This window comes from Nonomuraea sp. NPDC001831 (assembly GCF_042892035.1).
In the GTDB taxonomy this organism is placed as follows: Bacteria; Actinomycetota; Actinomycetes; order Streptosporangiales; family Streptosporangiaceae; genus Nonomuraea.
On record NZ_JBIATU010000002.1, the window covers coordinates 326207 to 349221 of the forward strand.

Below are 23015 nucleotides of genomic sequence, written 5' to 3' on the forward strand. Positions count from 1 at the left end.
ACTCCACGCGGCGCGGTCACCAGCTAAGAACGCCGGGGTAACCGGTGACTTCGTCCTGCCCACATCTCTTCCTGTGAGCGACATCATGATCAACGCATCCCCATCACCTGAGTCGATCTCTGAGGCTTTCGTCTCGGAAGATCCGCGATGGTACAAGCGGGCGGTGTTCTACGAGGTTCTCGTCCGGGGGTTCAAGGACTCCAACGGTGACGGCACGGGCGACCTGCGCGGTCTCATCGAGAAGCTCGGGTACCTGGAATGGCTCGGCGTCGACTGCCTCTGGCTGCTGCCGCTGTACGAGTCCCCGCTGCGCGATGGCGGTTATGACATCTCGGACTATATGAAGATCCTTCCGGACTTTGGTGACCTGGGGGACTTCGTCCAGTTGATCGAGGCCGCGCACGAGCGGGGCCTGCGGATCATCACCGACCTGGTCATGAACCACACCAGCGACAGGCACCCGTGGTTCCAGGCCTCCAGGCACGACCCGGAGGGGCCCTACGGGGACTTCTACGTCTGGTCCGACGAGCCCACCGGCTATCCGGACGCGCCGATCATCTTCATCGGCGCCGAGGAGTCCAACTGGACGTACGACCCCGTGCGCAAGCAGTACTACTGGCACCGTTTCTTCCACCACCAGCCGGACCTGAACTATGACAACCCGGCGGTGCAGGAGGCCATGCTGGAGGTGCTGCGGTTCTGGCTCGACCTGGGGATCGACGGCTTCCGCCTCGACGCGGTGCCGTACCTGTTCGAGCGTGAGGGCACGGCGTGCTCCGGGCTGCCCGAGACGCACGCGTACCTGAAGAAGATCCGCGCGGAGGTCGACCGGCTCTACCCCGACCGGGTGCTGCTGGCCGAGGCCAACGGCTGGCCCGAGGACGTCGTGGAGTACTTCGGCGACCCCACCACCGGCGGCGACGAGTGCCACATGGCCTTCCACTTCCCGCTGATGCCACGCATCTACATGGCGGTGAAGAAGGAGACCCGCGAGCCGATCTCCGAGATCATGTCCCGCACCCCCAAGCTGCCCGACACGGCACAGTGGGGCATCTTCCTGCGCAACCACGACGAGCTCACGCTCGAGACGGTGACCGAGGAAGAGCGCGACTACATGCACAAGGAGTACGCCAAGGACCCGCGCATGCGCGCCTACCTCGGCATCCGGCGTCGCCTGGCGCCCCTGCTGGACAACAACCGGGACCTGATCGAGCTGTTCACGGCGCTGTTGTTGTCGCTGCCGGGCTCGCCGGTCATGTACTACGGCGACGAGATCGGCATGGGCGACAACATCTGGCTGGAGGACCGCGACTCGGTCCGCACGCCGATGCAGTGGAGCCCCGACCGCAACGCCGGGTTCTCCTCGGCCGACCCGGGCCGCCTCTACCTGCCGGCCGTCATGGACCCGATCTACGGCTTCCAGGCGGTCAACGTGGAGGCCCAGCAGCGCCACGCGGGCTCCCTGCTGCACTTCACCCGCAGCATGCTGGAGATCCGCAAGAACCACCCGGTGTTCGGCCTCGGCGCCTACACCGAAATGTGGTCCTCCAACCCGTGCGTGCTCACGTACGTGCGCGAGGACCGCGACGACGTGATGCTCTGCGTCAACAACCTGTCGAAGTTCCCGCAGCCCGTCGAGCTGGACCTGCGCAGGTTCGAGGGCATGGTGCCGGTCGAGGCCCGCGGCGGGGTGCGCTTCCCGAAGATCGGTGAGCTGCCCTACCTGCTGACCCTGCCGGGCCACGGCTTCTACTGGTTCGCGCTGAAGGCCGGGGACTGAGCACAGCCCCCGGGCGGATCAGCGTGACGTGACGGGCACCTGGGCACGGGCCGCGCGGCGGGCGGGAATGAGCGCCACCGCGAGGGCCGTGCCCACTGCCGTCACCACGGCCACCGCCAGCGTCACCGGCGAGGGCGCGCGGCCGATGCCCGCGCCCACGCCGCTCGTGTGACCCTGCAGATCGATCAACCCCACCACCACGGACGCCCCCACCGCCGTGCCGGCGCCGACGCCGAGCACGACCAGCAGGCCGGTGCCGGTCACCAGCGTGGCCATGACCTGGCGTGGCGTCAGCCCCATGGCCTTGAGCACGGCCAGGTCGAAGGCGTGGTCGCGCAGGCCGATCGCGCTCGCGGTGAGCAGGTTGGCCAGGCCGATCAGGGCCAGCACGGCGATCAGCGCCACGATCACCACTCTGATGATCGACAGCCGGTCGGCCGGGTTGACCGCGGCCTGCACGTCGAGGTTCTCCCCCGACTCGGCCAGCAGCCTGGCGCGCACCTCCGCCTTGTCGGCGCCCGGCCGCAGGGCCAGCGCGTAGTACTGGGGCGGCACGGAGTCCTTGGCGGCCAGGCTGTCCAGGCCCACCGAGAGCACCTCGCCGTCCAGGTCGGGCTCGACGGTACGGCCCACGATCCGGACGATCAGCGGCGAGCCGCCCACGGTCAGCCGCACCCGGTCGCCGATCCTGACCCCCAGCAGGTCGAGCAGCCCCTGCCCGGCGACCGCCTCGCCGCGCTCGGCGTAGCCCCTGCCCTCCATCACGGGGAACGGGTAGGGGTCGGTCGAGCTGCCGACCGCCCGCACCCGGACCGACCGGGCCTCGCCCGGGGCCAGGGCGTTGACGTCGCTGCCCGGGTAGACGGCGCGCACGTCGCGGTCGCGTTCGGCGATGCGCTGGGCCTCGGCCGACTCCATCTGCTTGCCGGGGCGGACGTACAGGCCGGCGTGCTGGCCGACCTGTTCGGGGTGGCTGAGGAAGTTGTCGAGGGTGGCCCAGACGCCGAGGCCGATCGTGATCATCATCATCGGCACGGCCAGGCCGAACGCCGTCAGGAACGCCGGCACGCGCCTGGTGAAGGCGTCGCGGGTGCCCAGGATCAGGGCGGGCGGGAGGCGTACGAGCAGGCCGAGCCGGGCCAGCCGGGACAGGTGGCCGCGCGGCGGCGAGGCCGGCACGGCGGGGATCGGCGGCGTGCGCGCGCCCCGCCAGGCGGGCACCCCCACCGCCCCCAGGACGACCAGCGCCGTGCCCGCCACGATGGCCAGCACCGGCACCGGCGCGGCCGAGTACGTGCCGAGCACCACCGCCGTAGCCCCCCAGCCCGCCAGCGCGCCGAGACCGACGCCGAGCAGGCCGAGCGCGCCGTGCTCGACCAGGAGCAGCAGGGCGACCTGGCCGCCGGTGAAGCCCATCGACTTGAGCGTGGCCAGGTCGCGGAGCTGACCGAGCACCCGGCCGCCGGCGGCGTTGGCCAGGGCGAGCGCCGCGGCGACCATGCCCACCACGCCGAACAGCGCGAGCAGCGTGCCGAGCAGCCGGTTGTCCAGCTCCATCGCGGCTCTGACCTCGCGCCAGGTGTAGACGCGCTGGAGCTTGTCCTCCAGCATCACCACGACGCGCTGGGCCACGACCTGGCTGGCGTCGGGGTCGGACAGGCGCAGCCCGGTGACCCATTCGCTGCGGCCCAGCATGGGCTCGACGCGGTCGAGCGTGGCGGGCAGCACCCAGGCCAGGCCGGGCGTCCATTCGGGGTAGAAGCCCTGGTCGGCGGAGTCGGCGATGCCGCGCACGTACAGCGTGTGGCGTTCGCCGTTGAGCGCGATGACGGTGAACGGCGAGCCGATCGCCAGGCCCAGCGACCTGGCGAAGGAGTGTTCGACGACCACGCCGTCGGGCTGCGAGCCGTCGAGCCACCTGCCCTCGGCCAGCACGGGATGGGCCACCCGGGGCGGCGAGGCGGGCATCGCGCGCAGCGACGCGGGCTCCTTCTTGCCCTCCTGCGCCACGGTGACGGGCGCCGAGCGGTAGGGGCCCGCGGTGCCGGTGACGCCGTCGATGCCGCCCAGGGCGACGTCGGGGTCGTCGTCGGTGTAGACCCAGACGTGGGCGCCGTCGGTCTGGGCCGACAGGCTGCGCCACGGGTTGGTGCCGTCCTCCAGGAGGGTCGCCGCGGTGATCAGGGCGGCCACGATCCCGGCCACGACCAGCACGGTGAGCACCGCCTGGCCCTTCCTGGCCCGCAGGTCGGCCTTGATCCACCGGCTTCCGGCCAGGGTGGTGCTCATCGGAGGTCGATCACCTCGCCGGCGGTGCGGGTGCGGCGGCGGGCGATGCGGCCGTCGTCGACGATCTCGCCGTCGAACAGCGACACCAGCCGGTCGGCCAGGCCCGCCACCCGGGCGTCGTGGGTGACCATGACGATCGTCTGCCCCTCTTTGTGCACGTCGCTGAGCAGGCGCAGCACGTCGCGCGTGTTGCGGCTGTCGAGGTTGCCGGTGGGCTCGTCGGCCAGCAGCAGGCTGGGCTTGTTGGCCAGGGCCCTGGCCAACGCGACGCGCTGCTGCTCGCCGCCGGAGAGCTGGGCGGGCGAGGCCCCGGCGCGGTCGGCCAGGTTGAGCGCGCCGAGCAGGCTCTCGCGCCGCTCGCGCGCCACCTTGGGCGAGGCCCCGGCCAGCAGCGCGGGCAGCTCGACGTTGTCGCCGACGGTCATGTTGGCGACCAGGTTGAAGAACTGGAAGACGAAGCCGACCTTCTTGCGCCGCAGCAGCGCCCAGGCGCTCTCGGAGAGGGTGTCGACCCGCTGCCCGTCGAGCCAGATCTCGCCGCTGGTGCGCGCGTCGAGGCCGCCGAGCATGTGCACGAGCGTGGACTTGCCCGAGCCGGACGGCCCCATCACCGCGACGAACTCGCCCGGCTCGACCTGGAGGTCCACCCCGCGCACGGCCGGCACCGGCACTGCGCCATCTTGGTAGATTTTGACCAGATTGACCGTTTTTAGGACCGAGCTCATGCCAGATCCTCCTGGCATCGCTCCAGCCAGTCAAGATCGGCCTGAAGGTGCAGCATGGCCCCTTCGATCAGCAGCAGGGCCACCCGGTCGGCGGGCGCCGTACGGGAGAGCAGGTCGTTGAGGTCGCCCATGAGCGACAGGTAGTGGCGGCGCTGGCGGTTGATCAGCGCCATCCGGTCGGCGATGCCGGTGAGCGGCGCGAGCACGAGCTTCATGAAGAACTCGTCGCGCACCCGAGGCCCCTCGGTGGGCTCGTCGACCCAGATGGTGAGCAGGTCGCGGCCCTTGGCGGTCAGGTAGTAGACCTTCTTGTTCGGCCGGTTGGACTGCTCGACGTCGACGGCCCGGACCAGCCCGTCCTTCTCCAGCCGGCCGAGCGTCACGTATATCTGCCCGATGTTCGGGGAGGGGTAGGCGCTGCCGAACGTCTGTTCAAGGGCCTGTTTGAGCTCGTAGCCGTGGGCCGGTTCCTTGGCCAGGAGCGCCAGCAGGTGAAGCCGCACGCCTCACCTCCCCGCTTTGTGTTACGTGAGCGTTACGTAGGTATCCGTTGACCATCAGATTACAGGTGTGCATAACATGAATGCATCTACCTAACACGTATGTAACCCCGCTGATTGTGGAGGAAACAGAGTGCTGCGCCCGCTTTCGTTCGCTCTGGTCGTCGTGCTGGCGGCCGGATGCACGGTGGCGGGCGACGAGGGCGGCGGCGAGAAGGGGACGGGCGGCACAGGCCCGATCACCTTCGCCACCGGACGCGACACCACGGCGTACCTGCAACCCTTGCTGGACCGCTGGAACCAGGCCCACCCGGCCGAGAAGGTGACGCTGCTGGAGCTGCCCGAGGCCGCCGACGAGCAACGCGCCCAGATGGTGGCCAACCTCCAGGCCCAGAGCAACCGCTACGACGTGCTGGGGCTCGACGTGGTGTGGACCGCCGAGTTCGCGGAGAACGGCTGGATCATCCCCCTGGAGCGCGGGTTGTTCCCGCTCGACAGGTTCCTGCCGCCCGTCGTGGACACGGCCGTCTACAAGGGCAAGCTCTGGGCCGTCCCGTACACCAGCAACGCGGGACTGCTCTATTACCGGACCGATCTCATCAAGAAGCCGCCGCAGACCTGGGCGGAACTTCGCGATAAAGCGCGAGAAGTAACGAAAAAGCGGGATATCGGAGGCTATGCGGCCCAACTCCTGGCCTACGAAGGCTTGACCGTGAACTTCTCCGAGGCAGTGCAGTCGGCGGGCGGGCAGATTCTCAACCACGACGGCACGGAAGTGACCCTCGATCCGGCCAAGGGGAAGATCGCCCTCGACTTCCTGATGCAAGGGCTGCGGGAACGCTGGATCACCGGCGACTCGCTGACCTTCAAGGAGGAGGAGACCCGGCTGGCCTTCCAGGACGGGAAGCTGGCCTTCGCCCGCAACTGGCCGCACGCCTACGGCCCGGCCAGGGCCAAGCTGGGCGACCGCTTCGCGGTGACCCGGCTGCCCGGACTCAACGGCCAGGGATCCAGCTCCCTCGGCGGGATCAACCTGGCCGTCAGCGCCTACTCCAAGCACCAGCAGACCGCACAGCAGTTCATCCGCTACTTCACCAGCCTGGAGAACGAACGCCGCGTCCTCACCGAGGGCTCCTTCCCGCCCGTGTGGACCGAGCTGTACGACGACCCGGCCCTGATCAAGCGGTTCCCGTACCTGCCCGTGCTCAAGGAGAGCATCCTCGCCGCCAAACCGCGGCCGGTGAGCGCCAACTACAACCAGGTGAGCCTGGTGATCGCCAGCTCGGTCGCCAAGGCCCTGGCCGACCCCGAGAACGAGTCCGCCGACGACGTCGCGGCCTCCATGAAGTCAGAACTCGAAGAGATCATCAGAACCCAGTGAGGCAAGCCATGCGTAAAGCCAGAGCAGCAGTAGTCCTGGCAGGGCTCGCGGTAGCCGTCGCCGCCTGCGGCAACGCCCCGACGACGACGACCCCCACCGCCTCGGAGTCGGCGCCGGCCAGTTCCGCCGCCGGCGCCAAGACGCTCGAAGGCGTCAAGCTGGAGGTCGCGGCCAAGTGGACCGGCGCGGAGCAGAAGAACTTCGAGCAGGTGCTCAAGGCCTTCTCCGACAAGACCGGCGCCACCGTCACCTACGCCTCCACGGGTGAGGACACCGGCGCCTACCTCGGCCCGCGCATCCAGGGCAAGAACCCGCCGGACGTCGCCATCCTGCCGCAGCCGGGTCTGGTGCAGCAGTACGCCAAGCAGGACGCGCTCAAGCCGCTGTCCGCCGAGGTCACCCAGGAGATCGACACCAACTACACGCCGTACTGGAAGGAGCTCGGCTCCGCGGACGGCAAGGTGTACGGCGTGCTGATCAAGGCGGCGCACAAGTCGCTGGTCTGGTACCGCTCCGAGGCGTTCGAGGAGGCCGGCGTCCAGGTGCCGACGACCTGGGACGAGCTGATCAAGGCCGGCCAGACCATCGCCGACTCCGGTACCCCGCCCTTCTCCCTCTGCGGCGCCTCCGGCTGGACGCTGACCGACCTGTTCGAGAACGTCTACCTGTCCAGCGCCGGCCCGGAGAACTACGACAAGCTCTCCAAGCACGAGATCCCCTGGACCGACGCCAGCGTCGCCACCGCCCTGGAGAAGATCGCGCAGATCGCGGGCAAGAAGGAGTTCGTGCTCGACGGCGCCTCCGGCGCGCTGCAGACCGACTTCCCGACCTGCGTGACCAAGGTCTACGGCAACAAGAAGGCCGCCATGGTCATCGAGGCCGACTTCGTGGCCACCCAGGCCACCCAGGACGGCGCCAAGGTCGGCGAGGGCGCCAAGTACTTCCCGTTCCCGAAGGCCGGCGACACCGCTCCGGTCGTGCTCGGCGGCGACGTGGCGGTGGTCATGAAGGACTCCCCCGGCGCGATGGCCCTGGTGCAGTTCCTGGCCTCCAAGGAGGGCGGCGAGATCTGGGCCAAGCTCCCCGGCTACCTGTCGCCCAACAAGAACGTCTCCCCCGACAACTACCCCGACGAGCTGACCAAGCAGCTCGGCCAGACGATCGTCTCCGCCGGCGACGCCGTCCGCTACGACATGTCGGACCTGGCCCCGAGCGCCTTCGGCGGCACCGACGGCAAGGGCGAGTGGAAGGTCCTCCAGGACTTCCTGCGCAACCCGAGCGACGTCAAGGGCGCCCAGGCGGCGCTCGAGGCCGAGGCCAAGAAGGCCTGGAAGTAAAGAGGTAAGGCCGTGACCGAACGGTTGGACGGCCCGGCGGCCCCGCCCGCGAAGATCGCGGGCGGGCCTTCCGCAGGACCGGCTGAAACCCCCCGTACGAGACGACGCCTCGGCCCATCGCCGGCGGTCGCCATCGCCTTCCTCCTGCCGGCGGCCCTGCTGCTCGGCGTCTGGGTGGTCTACCCCATCGTCTACTCCATCTTCCGCAGCCTGTTCGACGCCTCGGGCAGCGGGTTCGTGGGGCTGGGCAACTACGTCACGATCTTCAGCGACCAGGGCATGCTGGTCACGATCCGCAACAACCTCATCTGGGTGGTCGTGGCGCCGATCGTCGTCACCACGATCGGCCTGATCTTCGCGGTGCTGACCGAGCGCATCAAGTGGGCGACGGCGTTCAAGCTGATCGTGTTCATGCCGATGGCGGTCTCGCTGATGGCCGCGGGCGTCATCTTCCGCCTGGTGTACGAGGAGAGCCCCGACAAGGGCCTGGCCAACGCCGTGCTCACCACCGTGCACGACACGTTCTCCTCCTCCAAGGGCTATCCCGAGGCCCGGCCGCGCGGCGGCGACGACTCTCCGGTGACCGAGCAGAACGGCGCGGTCGTCACCAAGGAGCCCGCCCAGGCGGGCCGGCCGGTGCTGATCCCGATCGTCGGCGTCAAGCCGCAGACCATGCCGTCCAACGCCCAGCCCGCCCGCGCCCCCTCGGGCGACGGCCTGGCCGGGACCGTCTGGTTCGACTTCACCCAGGGCGGCGGCGGCCAGAGCGGCGCGGTCGACCCGACGGAGAAGGGCCTGCCCGGCATCACCGTCGAGGCGGTCCAGAACGGCAAGGTGGCGGGCACCGCCACCACCGCCGACGACGGCACGTTCCGCTTCGAGGGCCTGCCCGCGGGCTCCTACGTCGTACGGCTGCCGGAGTCGAACTTCAAGGCCAGCTACGGCGGCCTGACCTGGCTCGGCCAGACGCTCATCACGCCGGCGATCATCGGCGCGTTCGTCTGGGTGTGGGCCGGGTTCGCGATGGTGCTGATCGCCGCCGGCCTCGCCGCCATCCCGCGGGACGCCCTGGAGGCCGCCCGCATCGACGGCGCGACCGAGTGGCAGGTGTTCCGGCGGATCACCGTGCCGCTGCTGTCGCCGGTGCTGCTCGTCGTCTTCGTGACGATGATCATCAATACGCTGAAGGTCTTCGACCTGGTCTACATCATCGCGCCGGCCTCGGTTCAGCCGCAGTCGAACGTGGTCGCGCTGGAGATGTGGCGCGTGTCGTTCGGCGGCGGGAACAACCAGGGGCTCGGCAGCGCACTCGCGGTGTTCCTGCTCATCCTGGTCCTCCCCTTCATGATCATGAACATCCGCCGGTTCAGAAGGGAAGACACATGACGACCGCGACCGTGAACGCGCCTCACGGACTGGAGTCGGGCGCGCCGCGCAGGGGCGTGGCGAGCAGGATCGTGGACCGACTCGGCGGCGGGGCCGTCCAGGTGATCATGATCGTGCTCGGCCTGTTCTGGCTGGTGCCGACGCTCGGCCTGCTGGTCGTCTCCCTGCGCACGGTGAAGGTGAACAACGCCGAGGGCTGGTGGACGATCTTCACCAAGCCCGCCGAGCTGACCCTGGCCAACTACAAGAACCTGCTGGCCAGCGGCTTCACCTCGTCGTTCTGGAACACGGTGGCCATCACCGTGCCGACCACGATCCTGGTGATCGGCATCGCCGCCATGGCGGCGTACGCGTTCGCGTGGATGGAGTTCCGCGGCCGGGACACGGCGTTCCTGGTCGTGGTGGGCCTGCTGATCGTGCCGATCCAGATCGCGCTGATCCCCGTCGCCGCCTTCTACGGCGGCATCGGGATCTTCGGCACGATCCCCGGCGTGGTGCTGTTCCACACGGCGTTCGGCCTGCCGTTCGCCATCTTCCTGCTGCGCAACTTCTTCGTCGGCATCCCGGCCTCGCTGCTGGAGGCGGCCAGGATGGACGGCGCACCCGAGTGGAAGATCTTCGCCCAGGTCGTGTTCCCGCTGGGCAAGCCGGCCATCGCCTCGCTGGGGATCTTCCAGTTCCTGTGGGTGTGGAACGACATGCTCATCGCGCTCGTGTTCGCCAACACCGACAACCAGCCGATGACCAAGGCCCTGCAGTCCCAGATGCGGCAGTTCGGATCGAACGTCGACATCCTCTCCTCCGGGGCGTTCCTGTCACTGATCATCCCGCTGGTGCTGTTCTTCGCCTTCCAGCGGTACTTCGTCCAGGGCATGATGGCCGGTTCCGTCAAGTAGGCCATTCCCGGCGGGCGCCCGCCTCCCGAGGGGGGCAGGCGGGCGCCCGTAACACGTCCTTACGGACCTCCGATGATTGTTCATGAAGCGTCTTCTCGCCCTCGCCGCAGCAGCCTTCATCTCCCTCCCCCTCACCCCCGCCGCCGCGCTCGGCGGCACCCCGGGCGCGCCCGGGGCGGGCGACCCGTACTTCCCCGGTCAGGGGAACGGCGGCTACGACGCCGGCCACTACGACCTCGCCCTCGACTACGAGCCCTCCTCCAACGTCCTGACCGGCCTCGCCCCCCTCACCGCCCGCGCCACCCAGACGCTCAGCCGCTTCGACCTCGACCTGTCCGGCTCGCTGTCCGTACGCTCGGTCACCGTGGACGGCCGGCCCGCCGCCTTCACCCGCAGCGGCGACGAACTGGTCGTCACCCCTGCCGCCGGGCTCGCCTCCGGGCAGGGCTTCTCCGTCGCCGTCCGGTACGACGGCAGGCCCACCCACGTCCTCGACCCCGACGGCTCCAGGGACGGCTGGATCAGGACCAGCGACGGCGTCTTCAACGCCAACGAGCCGCAGGGCGCGATGACCTGGTACCCCGGCAACCACCACCTGTCGGACAAGGCGACGTACCGGTTCACGGTCACCGTGCCGAGCACCAGCGTCGCGGTGGCCAACGGCGACCTGGTGTCCAGGACGTCGGCCGGCGGCCGCACCACCTACGTGTGGGACGCCCGCGAGCCCATGGCCAGTTACCTGACCACGGTGTCGATCGGCAGGTTCCAGCTCACCGACACCAGGTCCGGCGGCTACCGGGTGATCACGGCCGTGGACCCCAAGTTCGCCGGCAAGGCGACGGACTTCGCCGCCCGCCACGCCCCCGTCCTGGATTACTTCAGCTCGCTCTTCGGCCCGTACCCCTTCTCCTCCACGGGCGGGATCGTGGACCACGAGCCGAACGTCGGCTACGCCCTGGAGACCCAGACCCGGCCCATCTACCCCGCGGTGCCCGGCGAGTCGCTGCTCGCGCACGAGCTGGCCCACCAGTGGTTCGGCGACTCGGTGACGCCGACCTTATGGCGGGACATCTGGCTGAACGAGGGCTTCGCGACGTACGCCGAATGGCTCTGGCTGGAGAAGACCGGCAGCCGTACCGTCCAGGCGTCCTTCGACGGCGTCTACGCCAGGCCCGCGGACGACGAGTTCTGGCAGACGCCCACCGCCGACCCCGGCGGCGCCGCCGCGCTCTTCCACGACCCCGTCTACGACCGCGGCGCGGCCACCTTGCACGTCCTGCGCCGCACCGTCGGCGACAGCGCGTTCTTCACGATCCTGCGCACCTGGGCGAACGACCACAAGTACGGCAACGCCGACACCGCCGCCTTCGTCGCCCTGTCCGAACGCGTGTCCGGCAGGCAGCTCGACGCCCTCTTCGACGCCTGGCTCTTCCAGCCCGGCAAGCCGTCGTTGTGATCATTCCGGTACGGCCTGCGTGTCCGTTCGGGCGGCAAGCCGTACCAGACCTAGATAAGCTTCACGGCCATGGCCGGTCGTCCTTTGCATGAAGTCGTCGAAGCCGGATGGGCTCAGGCTCTTGAGCCCGTATCCGAGCAGATCTCCTTGATGGGTGAGTTCCTGCGCAACGAGATCGCCGAGGGCAGGCAGTACCTGCCCGCGGGCCCCAACGTGCTACGCGCGTTCAACCAGCCCTTCGACGACGTCAGGGTGCTGATCGTGGGCCAGGACCCCTACCCCACGCCCGGCCACCCCGTCGGGTTGTCGTTCTCGGTGGCGCCCGAGGTGCGGCCGATACCCGGGAGCCTGCTCAACATCTACAAGGAGATGGAGTCCGACCTCGGCCTCCCCCGCCCCGCCAACGGCGACCTGACCCCGTGGGCCGAGCAGGGCGTGCTGCTGCTCAACAGGGTCCTGACCGTCATGCCCGGCAAGCCCGCCTCCCACCGGGGCAAGGGCTGGGAGCAGGTCACCGAGCAGGCCATCCGCGCCCTCGTGGCCCGCGACAAGCCGATGGTCGCCATCCTGTGGGGCCGCGACGCCCGCAACCTCGCGCCCATGCTCGGCAGCGTGCCGCGCATCGAGTCGGCGCACCCGTCCCCGCTGTCGGCGCGCAGCGGCTTCTTCGGCTCGCGGCCGTTCAGCCGCGCCAATGAGCTGCTCACCCAGCAAGGCGCCGCACCTGTCGAGTGGAAGCTGCCCTAGCATCGTCGCCATGAGTGATGAACCGAAATACCTGCGCCTTACGGTCGAGCTGACCGTCGAGGTGCTCGACGTGAACGCGCTGCAGGCGGCGGCGCTGGCCGAGATCCGGCATCCCGACGCCGACCTCAGCGACGAGGAGCGCTCCGAGCAGGCCGACCTCGTCAACTCCGACGAGACCGGCGCCTCGGCGCTGCAGTGGCTGATCGAGCCGGACCACGTGCTGCAGCTCGTGGACCACATCACCGAGATCGAGCCGCGCGAGGCCGTTCTCGGGGTGGAGCCGTCCGAGGGGCCGAGCGAGGACGAGGACGAAGACCACCACGACCACGACCACGCGTGACCTCTCGCACGTGACGTGACGTGACGTACGGCGATCAGCCACGACGCCCCACCCGCGTCGTGGCTCTTCGCCCCGGATACGATCGTCCCGTCCGGCCTCTTTCCGTTCTCCGAGGGATCTGTCGCCATGATCGTGGCTTTCTCCATCACCCCGCTGGGCGTCGGCGAAGGGGTCGCCGAACCGGTCGCCCGGGCCGTCAAGGTGGTCCGCGAGAGCGGCCTGCCCAACCGCACGGACGCGATGTTCACCACGATCGAGGGCGAGTGGGACGAGGTCATGGACGTCGTCAGGCGCGCGGTCGACGCCGTCTCGGAGGTCGCCCCGAGAGTCAGCCTGGTCCTCAAGGCCGACCTGCGTCCGGGCGTGACGGACGGCATGACCACCAAACTCCAAAGCCTCGAACGCCACCTCCCCTGACCCACTCCCCCGCCCCTGCCCCGGAGCCCCGACACAGGCACGTACCGCGGAGCCCCGCAGCGGGCATGCGCGCGGCTCCACGACGTTCAGGGTGGCGACGGCGGCGCGTGGCGAAGATCCCCCGCAACGGGCACGTGGCACGTGGCGCGCAGCCCCTGCGGCCGGCCCACAGTGAAGCCCTCGTAGGTGACGCGCAGCCGGGAGTCCCGTAGCGGGCACGTGGCGCGTGGCGCGTAGCCCCTGCGGCCGGCCCACAGTGAAGCCCTCGTAGGTGACGCGCAGCGGGGAGTCCCGTAGCGGGCACGTGGCACCTGCCACACGGCGGACACAGGGCTCGGGCCCCGACGCGGGCGCAGAGCGCGAAGCCCCCGGCGCCCGCTCGTGATGCGAACCCCCGGGCCCATGCGTAGCGCGCACCCCGGGCACGTGCGTAGCGCGCACCCCGGGCCCGTGCGTAGCGCGCACCCCCGGGCCCATGCGAACGCGCACCCCCGGGCCCATGCGTAATGGGAAGCCCCCGGGGCCCGTGCGTAATGGGAAGCCCCCGGGGCCCCTGCGTAATGAGAAGCCCCCCCGAGGCGCGCGCGTAGCGCGAAGCCCCCGTAGCGGACGCATCGGACCAAGTCCCAGATCGGGCACGTGTGCTGACGTCCTGCCTCAACGTGCCACAACGCGGCCTCCTAGGGATGTCAGCGCTGCACGATTCCCGGTTGGGCGGACATCGCCCGTTGGGCCGTGGCCCCGAAGGCCGAGCGCTTCTCCACGCAGCCGGAGAGCTCCGATGAATGGCGGGATTCGCGATATGTCTTGACCGGCTGCGTAAACGCGACATATCGTGTCGCTTGATCGACAAACGCGATACTACTCGTGCCCGGAGGTGGAGGCAATGAGACAAGAGCGAGTGCCCGTGCTGGTGGTCGGCGGCGGGTACGCGGGCCTGAGCGCTGCCGCGCTGCTGGCGTGGCGCGAGGTGCCCGTCATCCTGGTCGAGCGGCACCCGAGCACATCCATCCAGCCCAAGGCGTTCGGCATGGGACCGCGAGCCGTCGAGCTGCTGCGGCCGCTGCCGGGGATCGAGCAGACATTCGCCGACATCTGGATCGGCATCGGCGACTCCATGCGCATCGCGATCGCCAGATCGCTGGCCGACCCCGACCCGCAGATGATCTTTGAGGACACGGGCGAATCCGACGTCCTGGCCGACCTGACCCCCGTGCCCCGCGTGGGCGCCCCCCAGTCGGAGGTCGAGCGGGTGCTGCGCGCCTACGCCGACGAGCTCGGCGCCGACCTGCGCTTCTCCACCGAGCTGATCTCCCTCGACCAGGACGACGACGGCGTCACCGCCGTGATCCGCGCCGCCGACGGCGAGGAGAGCATCGTACGGGCCGACTACGTGGTGGCGGCCGACGGCCACCGGAGCCCGCTGCGCGAGCGGCTGGCCGTGCCCACCTCCGGCAGGGGCGACCTCGTGCAGATGTGCTCCATCATGTTCGACGCCGACCTGACCGGCCTGGTGAACGAGCGCGAGGTCATCATCTGGTACCTCCACAACGACGCGTTCACCGGCGTCATCGTGACCGGCACGGGCGTCGGCGCGCACGTGCTCGGCATCAACCAGACGCCCTCCGCGGACGGCGGCGCCGAGCCCCTCACCGAGGAGCGCTGCGTCGAGCTCATCCGCGCCGGAACCGGCATTCCGGACCTGGACGTGCAGGTGCTCGACACGGCGACGTTCAGCCTGGCGCACGTCGTGGCCGACACCTTCCGCGCCGGACGCGTCTTCTTCGCCGGCGATGCCGCCCACACCATGCCGCCCACCGGCGGCCAGGGCGGCAGCACCGCCCTCCAGGACGGCTGCGACATCGCCTGGCGCCTCTGGCTGGTGCTCAGCGGGCAGGCCGGCCCCGGCTTCCTGGACACCTACGACGCCGAACGCCGCCCGATCGGCGCCCTGACCGCCGACGCCCAGCTCGCCAACCTCAGCGTGCGGATGCCCGTGGACGAACGCTCCGACTACCCCGAGCCCCTGGAGGACTTCCTGCAGGCGATGCTCGGCTACCGGTACCACTCCGCCGCCGTCCTGGAGGAGCCCGGCGACGACGGCTCGCTGCTGGAGGACCCGCGCGTTCCGAGCGGGCGGCCCGGCAGCCGCGCCCCGCACGTCGTGCTCGACTGGGAGGGGCAGCGCATCTCGACCATCGACCTGTTCGGCTCGGGCTTCGTCCTGCTGGCCGACAAGAGCGGCGGCCAGGCGTGGATGGACGCCGGCCGCGTGGTCAAGGAGCGCCTGGGCGTGCAGCTCACCCGCATCCTGGTGGACGACGAGCTGGTGGACGTGGAGGGCCGCTGGCGGGAGCGGTACGGGGTACGGGAGGGCGGCGCGGTCCTGGTGCGGCCCGACGGGTACGTGGCCTGGCGTGCCCCTCGCCCCACGCCGGACCCCATGTCCACCCTCGACCAGGCTCTCACCCGGATCCTGCACCGCTGACCACCTGCCTCTCGCCGGACCCGGGCCCGATGGCCTTCGCCGGGGTCGTGAAACGTGCGTATGAGCGGGGAGGCACGTCCGTGCTCCATGGGTCTGGCCGTCTCGCGGGGGCGGAGGTCAGGCGGCGAGGGCCGGGCGTGCGGCGTGGTCGGCGGAGGTCAGGTCGAGGCTGCCGGCGGCGCGAAGCCAGTCGTTGACCGAGCCGGTGAAGCCGGACGGCGGCCCCACCTTCAGACAGGTGAGCCGGCCGGAGCCGGGGGCGGGGCCCACCTTCAGGCGACGGATGGCGCCCGAGCTGCCCGGCCCGCCGCGGTCGGCGGGGTCGGCAAGGTCCGCGAGGTCCGCGAGGTCGGCGAGGTCGGCGTCGCACGGGGTCAGTCGCACGCCGAACGGCGGGACGCCCCGGAGAGCGCCGGACGGCTGGATCCGCAGGAGGTCGTCGATCTCGTGGCAGGTGGCCAGCGGGTGCGCCCGCAGGTGGGCGAGCTGGTCGGCGACCAGACGATGGGCCACTGATCGGAGGAGGGCGGTCGCGCACAGGCTGTGGGCGCAGGCGGCGCCGTCGAGGGTGATCTCCGGCAGGGCGAAGCGGCGCAGGCCGCGCGAGGTGACGCGCAGGCAGTCGCAGGCGGCCGTCTCGGACGGGTCCCACGGCGGGCAGGTGGCGTCGTCGCGCATCTGCACGTCCCAGGTGAGCCAGTCGTCGGCGAGGCGGAAGTCTCCCGGCTCGCCCGGCGACCTCGGGCAGGCGGGCACGGCCGAGGCGGTGGACGGGTCGATCAGCAGGCCGCCGCACTGACGGGCGAGGGCGCGGGCGACGGCTCTGGCGGTCTGCACGTTGCCGGGCAGGCGGCGTGGGGGCGCGGTGGTGGACACCAGCACGTGGTGACCGGCGCGGCGCAGCCGCCGGCGTTCGTCGCTTGTGAGGGTGAGGCCGGCCGGTCGCCAGGGGGCGGGGACATGGGTGACGGTCAGGGAGGGCGGGGTGTCGAGCGCGTCACGGGCCGCCTTCCGGTACGGCCCGGGCACGCGCCAGGGCACGAACGTGTCGACGTCGAACGGCAGGTGCTCCACGGCTACGACGAACAGTGAGGTCAGCATGGCGGGGAGCGGCAGAACGATCTTCATGAGGTGCCTCGCCTTCGAAACGTGGTGAGGCACCCAGGATCCGGAACCGGGCCGGTTACGGTGCGGCCGAACCCGGTTCTGGGGACGAACCCGCCGACCGGCCCCCACCCTGTGGACAACCATCGGGGAGGCGGAGGGCCTTCGGTCAGGGAGTGGTGCGGGTGATGGCTAGGGTCTGGCCGGGGAGGCGGAGGCCGTCGGGGGCGGCGGCGACCGGGTCGTCCGAGGCCAGGAGGAGGGTGGCGCCCGCCGGTGGCAACGTCAGCGTCTCCGGGGAGAAGTTGACGCTGACGCACACCGTCCCGCGCCACATGACCAGCCACCTGCCCTCCGGATCGCTCTCCACCCGCACCCTGTCCAGCCGCGGGTCCGACAGCTCCGGCAGCGCCTTGCGCAGCGCGATGAGGTCCCGGTACCAGCACAGCAGGGACCAGTTCTCCTCCTCCTTCAGCTCGCTCCAGTCCAGTTTGGAACGCAGGAACGCCTCCTCGTCGGACGGGTTCGGCGCGTCCCAGGCGTATCCGAAGCCGTCGAACTCGCGCTCGCGCCGCGTCCCCTCGCTCTCCCGCAGCTCGGGCTCCACGTGGTCGGAGAAGAACAGGAACGGCGTGCCGGCCCCCCACTCCTCCCCCATGAACAACATCGGCGTGAAGGGCGAGGTCAGCAGCAGCCCGGCCCCCAGCCTGAGTGCGGAGACGGGCAGCCGGTCGCCGCCGGGCCGGTTGCCGATCTGGTCGTGGTTCTGCAGGCAGGCGACGAGCCGGTGGCCGGGCACGCCGGTGAAGGGCTGCCCGTGCGCCCGGTCGCGGAAGCTGGAGTAGCCGCCGTCGTGCAGCACGCCTCGGGTCAGCACCCTGGCCAGCGCCGACGGGTCGGCGAAGTCCTCGTAGTAGCCGTGGCTCTCGCCGCTCACGGCGGTGTGCAGGGCGTGGTGGACGTCGTCGTTCCACTGCGCGGTCATCCCCAGGCCGCCGGCCTCCAGCGGGCGTACCATGCGCGGGTCGTTGAGGTCGGACTCGGCGATCAGCGACAGCGGCCGGCCGAGCGAGCAGGCCAGCGCGTCGACCTCCTCCGACAGCTCGGCCAGCAGGTGGCGGGCGCGCTTGTCGTGCAGCGCGTGGACGGCGTCCAGCCGCAGCCCGTCGATGTGGTAGTCGCGCAGCCACTGGACGGCGTTGCCGATGAAGTACCGGCGGACCTCGTCGGACCCCGGCCCGTCCAGATTGACCGCTTCGCCCCAATAGCTACCAGCAAAGCCGGAAAAGTACGGACCGAAGGGGTGGAGGAAGTTGCCCGACGGCCCCAGGTGGTTGTAGACCACGTCCAGGATGACGCCGATCCCGGCCCGATGGCAGGCGTCCACGAACGACTTCAGCCCGTCGGGCCCGCCGTACGTCTCGTTGACCGCGTAGAGGTCGACGCCGTCGTACCCCCAGTTGCGCCCGCCGGGCACGGGGGCCACCGGCATGATCTCCACGAAGTCCACGGAGAGCTCGACCAGGTGCTCCAGCCGCTCGATCGCCGCGGCGAACGTGCCCTCGCCGGTGAACGTGCCGACGTGCAGCTCGTAGATCACCGAACCGCGCAGGTCGCGGCCCTTCCAGTCGTGGTCGGACCAGGTGAAGCGGTCGTGCTCGTAGACCGCGCTCGGCCCGAACACCCCCTCCGGCTGCCGCCGGGAGCGCGGGTCGGGGTAGGGCCCGCCGCCGTCGAGGACGAAGGCGTACCTGGTGCCGTGGCCGGCCTCGGCGACCTCGGCCCACCACCAGCCTCTCTCCCCCTGGGACATCGGCCGGCGTCCGTCCAGAACGTCGACCTCGACAGCCGTGGCCTTCGGTGCCCAGACCTCAAAGATCATGTCGCTCCAGCAGTGAGACGGGGTACTGATCGAGCAGCCGGGCCAGCGGAACCGTCCCCGAGTGCGGCTCGCCGGTGAGCAGGTCGCGCCAGGATCCACCGGGCAGCGTCAAGGTGGTGTCGCCCCACACCGAGTGGCCGGTGACCGCGGCGCGGCGCGCGAGGCGTACCGGCAGCCTGGTGGCGACCGCCACCGCCCGCGGGCCTTCGCCCCGGGCGAAGGCGATCGCGTGCTCGGCCGCCTCCCCATCGGCCCGCAGCGGCAGGTACGGCGCCGCGCCCCCGAGCCGCCGGCGCAGCCGCAACGCCTGCGTCGTGACCAGGAGCTTGGCGGCGTCCCAGGAGGTCTCGGGCTTGCGCGGGTACGTCACGGGCCGCCGGTTGTCCGGATCGACCAGCGAGAAGTCGGTGGTCTCGTTGCCCTGGTACACGTCGGGCACGCCGGGCATCATGAGCTGCACCAGCTTGGCCCCGAGCGAGTTCGACATCGCGAACGGCTCGATGCGCTCGGTGAACTCCTCCACCGGCAGCCGCACGGCGGCTTGCGCGAACTCCCGCAGCCGTCGCTCGTAACCGGCGTCCGGACGCACCCACGAGATCGCGGTCTTGGCCTCGCGCGCCGCCTTGAGCAGGTAGTCGGTGAAGCGTTCCGCGGAGATCGGCCAGGCCGCCATGAGGTTCTGCCAGGCCAGGTAGTCGAGGTGGGGGTCGAAGGAGAGCTCCCGCGACCACTCGGACACCGTGGACGCCCACTCCCGCGGCATCTCCGACAACACCGACAACCGGGCCCGCACGTCCTCCGACCGCTTGGTGTCGTGCGTGGACAGGGTCGTCATCGTGTACGGGGACATCTCCCCGCAGAAGTCGTGGAACTCCTCGACCGAGACGCCGAACACGTCCGGCTCGCCGCCCACCTCGTTGAGGCACGACAGGGGGAACCACCGGTACAGCGCGGTGTCCTCGACGCCCTTGGCCATGACCGGCCCGCACGTCTGCTGGAAGCGCACGATCGCCTCCGGCGAACCGTACAGGACCTGCTGGACGAGCGGCCGCACGGCGGGCGAGCACTCGGCGGCGGCCAGCTCGACGATCTCCACCGACTCGGGCGGCGGCTCCTCCCCCGGCACCAGGTAGGCGCGGTAGAGCGGCATCGCGGCCAGCAGCTCCGACACCGCTGAGGGCGCGCAACCGGTGACCCTGGCCAGCCGGTCGATCTCCGCCCCGAAGAACAGGTCGAGCACCTCGCGCTTGGCCTGCGTCATCACCGGACGGTAGTCGTCGGGCTGCCCGGTCAGCTCGCTGAACAGCCGGACCAGCGGCTCCTTGCCCGAAGGGTCGACGAACAGGCCGTTGACCCGGTTGAGCACCTCGTAGCCGGTCGTGCCGTCGCAGGCCCAGTCGGGCTGCAGCCGCTCGGGGCCGATGAGGATCTTCTCCACGACCGTCCAGACGCCGCCGGTCCGCTCGCGCAGCCGGTCGAGGTAGCCGCGGGGGTCGGCCAGGCCGTCGGGATGGTCGATGCGCAACCCGTCGACCAGGCCCTCGTCCAGCAGCCAGAAGATCACCTCGTGCGTGGCGGACAACACCGCCGGGTCCTCCACGCGCAGTCCGATCAGCGAGGAGACGTCGAAGAAGCGCCGGTAGCCGGGGCCCTCGCGCCAGTCGACCAGCCGGTAGTGGCCCGGGTGGGGGAAGGCGTGCTCGTGGTAGCGCAGGACGTCGCCGTCGACGACGGGCTCGGTGTCGTCGCCGAGCACCGGCAGCGCCACCTTCCCGTCCACCCATTCGATGTCGAACCAGTTCGCGTACGGCGAGGCGGGCCCGTCCTTGAGCACCGACCAGAACTGGGCGTTCATCGTGTTCATGTGGTTGGGCACGATGTCGATGACGATGCCCAGGTCGTGCGCGGCCAGTTCCTGGGCCATCTCGCGGAAGCCGGTGGCCCCGCCGAACTCCTCCCTGATCCTGGAGTGGTCGACGACGTCGTAGCCGTGCCGCGAGCCGGGCGTGGCCTGCAGCACCGGCGACAGGTAGACGTGGCTGACGCCGAGGTCGCGCAGGTAGCCGGCGATCTCGGCGACCTGCGCGAAACCGAAGTCGGGGGTGAGCTGCACCCGGTACGTCGAGGCCGGCCTAGACACGGCGCAGCACCCGCACGCTGCGTCCGGGGACCTCGATCGCCTCGCCCGCGCGCACCATCCGCACGTCGAGCCTGATGGGCATCGCGGTGTCGATCTCGGTGTGCCACATCTCGCCGTAGTCCTGGGGGATCGTGAACTTGATCGTGTCGTGGTGGGCGTTGAACAGCAGCAGGAAGGAGTCGTCCCTGATCGGGCGGCCGCGCCGGTCGGGCTCGGTGATGGCGTCGCCGTTGAGGAAGACGGCCAGCGACTTGGCGTAGCCGACGTTCCAGTCGCTGTCGGTCATCTCCTCCCCGGACGGGGTGAGCCAGGCGATGTCGCTCAGCCCGCGCACCGGCCTGCCGTAGAAGAACCTCCTGCGCCGGAAGACCGGATGTTTCTTCCGCAGCGCCGCGAGCTCCTGGGTGAACTCCAGCAGCAGCCAGTTCTCCCTGACGTCGGACCAGTCGACCCAGGTCAGCTCGTTGTCCTGGCAGTAGCCGTTGTTGTTGCCCTTCTGGGTGCGGCCCAGCTCGTCGCCGTGCGAGAGCATCGGCACGCCCTGCGACAGGAACAACGTGGTGAGGAAGTTGCGTTTCTGCTGCTCGCGCAGCGACTCGATGGCCAGGCTCGCCGGGCCCTCCTCGCCGCAGTTCCACGACCGGTTGTCGTCGGTGCCGTCGCGGTTGCCCTCCTTGTTCGCCTCGTTGTGCTTGTCGTTGTACGCGACGAGGTCCTGCAGGGTGAAGCCGTCGTGGCAGGTCACGAAGTTGATGGAGGCGGCCGGGCGGCGGCTGTCGTCCTTGTACAGGTCGCTGGACCCGGTGAGGCGGGAGCCGAACTCGGGCAGCGTGGCGGCCTGCCCGCGCCACAGGTCGCGGATCGTGTCGCGGTAGCGGCCGTTCCACTCGGTCCAGCGGGAGGGGAAGTTGCCGACCTGGTAGCCGCCGGGGCCGACGTCCCAGGGCTCGGCGATGAGCTTGACCTGCGACAACACCGGGTCCTGCTGCACCAGGTCGAAGAACGCGCTCAGCCGGTCGACCTCGTGCAGCTCGCGGGCGAGGGTGGAGGCGAGGTCGAAGCGGAACCCGTCGACGTGCATCTCGATGACCCAGTAGCGGAGCGAGTCCATGATCATCTGGAGGACGTGCGGCGAGCGCATGAGCAGGCTGTTGCCCGTGCCGGTGGTGTCGACGTAGTAGCGCTTGTCGTTCTCGACCAGGCGGTAGTAGTTGGTGTTGTCGATGCCCCTGAAGCCCAGCGTCGGCCCGAGGTGGTTGCCCTCGGCGGTGTGGTTGTAGACGACGTCGAGGATGACCTCGATGCCCGCCTCGTGCAGGCTGCGCACCATCGCCTTGAACTCCAGCACCTGCCCGCCGCGCTGCCCGGTGCTGGAGTAGCGGTTGTGCGGGGCGAAGAAGCCGATGGAGTTGTAGCCCCAGTAGTTGGACAGGCCGCGCTGCTCCAGGATGTGGTCGGTGACGAACTGGTGCACCGGCATCAGCTCCAGCGCCGTCACGCCGAGCTTGGTGAGGTGGTCGAGGATCTCGGGGTGGCCGAGCGCCGCGTACGTGCCGCGCAGGTGCTTGGGGATCTTGGGATGGCTTATCGTCAGCCCGCGCACGTGCGCCTCGTAGATCACCGTGTCGTGGTACGGCGTCGCCGGCGGCCGGTCGTGCCCCCACCCGAAGAACGGGTTGATCACGATGGACCGCGGCACGTACGGGGACGAGTCGGCGTCGTTGCGCGTGTCCGGCTGGCCGAACCGGTAGCCGTAGACCGCCTCGTGCCAGTCGACGCCGCCCTCGATCGCCATCGCGTACGGGTCGAGCAGCAGCTTGTTGGGGTTGCAGCGCAGCCCGCGCGCCGGCTCGTACGGCCCGTGCACCCGGTAGCCGTAACGCTGGCCGGGGCCGATGCCGGGCAGATAGCCGTGCCAGATGAACCCGTCGACCTCCGTGAGCGGCACCCGCGACTCGACGTTGTCCTCGTCGAACAGGCACAGCTCCACCGCCTGGGCGACCTCGGTGTAGAGCGAGAAGTTCGTGCCCGCGCCGTCGTAGGTCGCCCCGAGAGGATAGGGGTCTCCAGGCCAGATCTCGATCATCGAGGCTCCCTTGCGGTCTTTCCCCATGTTCCGTTCCCCCGCTCCGCCGGACAAGGCCACC

17 protein-coding genes are annotated in these 23015 nt (G+C 70.2%); 10 read left to right on the forward strand and 7 right to left on the reverse strand.

From position 1 onward, the window contains the following. The first annotated feature begins 85 nt into the window (after nt 1-85). Complete coding sequence (gene treS / locus ACFYYW_RS07090; RefSeq protein WP_352320365.1) at nt 86-1780, forward strand: maltose alpha-D-glucosyltransferase; 1695 nt, start codon at nt 86-88, stop codon at nt 1778-1780. 18 nt (nt 1781-1798) lie between these two features. On the opposite strand, the gene ACFYYW_RS07095 is transcribed toward treS, so the two are convergent. The 3 genes from ACFYYW_RS07095 to ACFYYW_RS07105 are packed head-to-tail and all read right to left on the reverse strand — an operon-like array spanning nt 1799 to nt 5297. Continuing rightward, entirely contained in the window at nt 1799-4069 is a 2271-nt protein-coding gene (locus ACFYYW_RS07095; RefSeq protein ID WP_387646026.1) for an FtsX-like permease family protein, read from the reverse strand. Then, nucleotides 4066-4794, reverse strand: coding sequence for an ABC transporter ATP-binding protein (locus ACFYYW_RS07100; RefSeq protein WP_352349946.1), 729 nt, complete (start codon nt 4792-4794; stop codon nt 4066-4068). Before ACFYYW_RS07100 ends, ACFYYW_RS07095 begins: the two co-directional genes overlap by 4 nt. Beyond that, nucleotides 4791-5297 (reverse strand): PadR family transcriptional regulator, encoded by a 507-nt coding sequence (locus ACFYYW_RS07105; RefSeq protein ID WP_352320361.1) that lies wholly within the window; start codon nt 5295-5297, stop codon nt 4791-4793. The genes ACFYYW_RS07100 and ACFYYW_RS07105 overlap by 4 nt, the downstream gene beginning before the upstream one ends. A gap of 130 nt (nt 5298-5427) precedes the next feature. On the opposite strand from ACFYYW_RS07105, the gene ACFYYW_RS07110 reads away from it, so the two are divergent. The 9 genes from ACFYYW_RS07110 to ACFYYW_RS07150 all read left to right on the forward strand — a co-directional run bounded on the left by ACFYYW_RS07110 (nt 5428) and on the right by ACFYYW_RS07150 (nt 15742). After that, complete coding sequence (locus ACFYYW_RS07110; protein WP_358283388.1) at nt 5428-6675, forward strand: ABC transporter substrate-binding protein; 1248 nt, start codon at nt 5428-5430, stop codon at nt 6673-6675. An 8-nt stretch (nt 6676-6683) separates the two neighbouring features. Next, nucleotides 6684-8012, forward strand: coding sequence for an ABC transporter substrate-binding protein (locus ACFYYW_RS07115; RefSeq protein ID WP_352320357.1), 1329 nt, complete (start codon nt 6684-6686; stop codon nt 8010-8012). A gap of 12 nt (nt 8013-8024) precedes the next feature. Further along, a complete protein-coding gene (locus tag ACFYYW_RS07120) occupies nt 8025-9398 on the forward strand; it encodes an ABC transporter permease subunit (RefSeq protein WP_387646031.1) in 1374 nt (457 codons plus the stop codon). After that, nucleotides 9395-10294 carry a carbohydrate ABC transporter permease gene (locus ACFYYW_RS07125; RefSeq protein ID WP_352320353.1) on the forward strand — a complete coding sequence of 300 codons (900 nt, stop codon included), beginning with the start codon at nt 9395-9397 and terminating at the stop codon, nt 10292-10294. Before ACFYYW_RS07120 ends, ACFYYW_RS07125 begins: the two co-directional genes overlap by 4 nt. Nucleotides 10295-10376: 82 nt before the next feature. Continuing rightward, complete coding sequence (locus tag ACFYYW_RS07130) at nt 10377-11750, forward strand: M1 family metallopeptidase (protein ID WP_387646034.1); 1374 nt, start codon at nt 10377-10379, stop codon at nt 11748-11750. A gap of 69 nt (nt 11751-11819) precedes the next feature. Continuing rightward, nucleotides 11820-12497: a uracil-DNA glycosylase gene (locus ACFYYW_RS07135; protein WP_352320349.1), complete on the forward strand. Its 678-nt coding sequence runs from the start codon at nt 11820-11822 to the stop codon at nt 12495-12497. A 10-nt stretch (nt 12498-12507) separates the two neighbouring features. Beyond that, on the forward strand, nt 12508-12837 hold the full coding sequence (locus ACFYYW_RS07140; RefSeq protein WP_352320347.1) for a hypothetical protein: 330 nt from the start codon (nt 12508-12510) through the stop codon (nt 12835-12837). A 126-nt stretch (nt 12838-12963) separates the two neighbouring features. Next, nucleotides 12964-13254 carry an MTH1187 family thiamine-binding protein gene (locus tag ACFYYW_RS07145; RefSeq protein WP_352320345.1) on the forward strand — a complete coding sequence of 97 codons (291 nt, stop codon included), beginning with the start codon at nt 12964-12966 and terminating at the stop codon, nt 13252-13254. Nucleotides 13255-14140: 886 nt separating this feature from the next. Continuing rightward, nucleotides 14141-15742: an FAD-dependent monooxygenase gene (locus ACFYYW_RS07150; RefSeq protein WP_387646038.1), complete on the forward strand. Its 1602-nt coding sequence runs from the start codon at nt 14141-14143 to the stop codon at nt 15740-15742. A gap of 117 nt (nt 15743-15859) precedes the next feature. Here ACFYYW_RS07150 and ACFYYW_RS07155 read toward each other — a convergent pair whose 3' ends face one another. The 4 genes from ACFYYW_RS07155 to glgX form a co-directional block, all read right to left on the reverse strand. Then, nucleotides 15860-16870, reverse strand: coding sequence for a hypothetical protein (locus ACFYYW_RS07155; protein WP_387646040.1), 1011 nt, complete (start codon nt 16868-16870; stop codon nt 15860-15862). A 145-nt stretch (nt 16871-17015) separates the two neighbouring features. Beyond that, a complete protein-coding gene (gene treZ, locus ACFYYW_RS07160) occupies nt 17016-18728 on the reverse strand; it encodes a malto-oligosyltrehalose trehalohydrolase (RefSeq protein ID WP_387646043.1) in 1713 nt (570 codons plus the stop codon). Further along, a complete protein-coding gene (gene treY, locus ACFYYW_RS07165; protein ID WP_387646046.1) occupies nt 18718-20868 on the reverse strand; it encodes a malto-oligosyltrehalose synthase in 2151 nt (716 codons plus the stop codon). The genes treZ and treY overlap by 11 nt, the downstream gene beginning before the upstream one ends. Next, nucleotides 20861-22954 (reverse strand): glycogen debranching protein GlgX, encoded by a 2094-nt coding sequence (gene glgX / locus ACFYYW_RS07170; RefSeq protein WP_352320335.1) that lies wholly within the window; start codon nt 22952-22954, stop codon nt 20861-20863. Before glgX ends, treY begins: the two co-directional genes overlap by 8 nt. Between the last annotated feature and the right edge of the window lie 61 nt (nt 22955-23015).

Coding starts and splice junctions, on each gene's coding strand:
- ACFYYW_RS07115 (WP_352320357.1), top strand. CDS start 6,684: ATGCGTAAAGCCAGAGCAGCAGTAGTCCTGGCAGGGCTCGCGGTAGCC.
- glgX (WP_352320335.1), bottom strand. CDS start 22,954: ATGATCGAGATCTGGCCTGGAGACCCCTATCCTCTCGGGGCGACCTAC.
- ACFYYW_RS07095 (WP_387646026.1), bottom strand. CDS start 4,069: ATGAGCACCACCCTGGCCGGAAGCCGGTGGATCAAGGCCGACCTGCGG.
- ACFYYW_RS07100 (WP_352349946.1), bottom strand. CDS start 4,794: ATGAGCTCGGTCCTAAAAACGGTCAATCTGGTCAAAATCTACCAAGAT.
- treZ (WP_387646043.1), bottom strand. CDS start 18,728: ATGATCTTTGAGGTCTGGGCACCGAAGGCCACGGCTGTCGAGGTCGAC.
- ACFYYW_RS07130 (WP_387646034.1), top strand. CDS start 10,377: ATGAAGCGTCTTCTCGCCCTCGCCGCAGCAGCCTTCATCTCCCTCCCC.
- ACFYYW_RS07135 (WP_352320349.1), top strand. CDS start 11,820: ATGGCCGGTCGTCCTTTGCATGAAGTCGTCGAAGCCGGATGGGCTCAG.
- ACFYYW_RS07140 (WP_352320347.1), top strand. CDS start 12,508: ATGAGTGATGAACCGAAATACCTGCGCCTTACGGTCGAGCTGACCGTC.
- ACFYYW_RS07155 (WP_387646040.1), bottom strand. CDS start 16,870: ATGAAGATCGTTCTGCCGCTCCCCGCCATGCTGACCTCACTGTTCGTC.
- ACFYYW_RS07145 (WP_352320345.1), top strand. CDS start 12,964: ATGATCGTGGCTTTCTCCATCACCCCGCTGGGCGTCGGCGAAGGGGTC.
- ACFYYW_RS07125 (WP_352320353.1), top strand. CDS start 9,395: ATGACGACCGCGACCGTGAACGCGCCTCACGGACTGGAGTCGGGCGCG.
- treS (WP_352320365.1), top strand. CDS start 86: ATGATCAACGCATCCCCATCACCTGAGTCGATCTCTGAGGCTTTCGTC.
- ACFYYW_RS07150 (WP_387646038.1), top strand. CDS start 14,141: ATGAGACAAGAGCGAGTGCCCGTGCTGGTGGTCGGCGGCGGGTACGCG.